This is a genomic window from Chryseobacterium sp. CH25 (assembly GCF_004119455.1).
Classification (GTDB): Bacteria; Bacteroidota; Bacteroidia; order Flavobacteriales; family Weeksellaceae; genus Chryseobacterium.
Map to the genome: position 1 here is coordinate 1 of NZ_NRQT01000189.1, position 213 is coordinate 213.

Annotated in this window: 1 protein-coding gene; it reads left to right on the forward strand. The window is 53.1% G+C overall.

Annotated features, from left to right (window positions below):
• On the forward strand, window positions 1-213 hold a 213-nt coding region (locus tag BOQ64_RS24365; protein ID WP_228448550.1), incomplete at both ends, for a hypothetical protein.

The window sequence follows — 213 nt, forward strand, 5'->3', positions numbered from 1 at the left end:
CCCCAACACTCGAAAGGTTCCGGGTTTACCCCCAGGGCGGAATCGACGATACATCGAAAGGCACTGACGACGTCGCGTTAACATCATGGACTGTGGAGAATTTCGTGATTTTATCCCCAACACTCGAAAGGTTCCGGGTTTACCCCCAGGGCGGAATCGACGATACATCGAAAGGCACTGACGACGTCGCGTTAACATCATGGACTGTGGAGA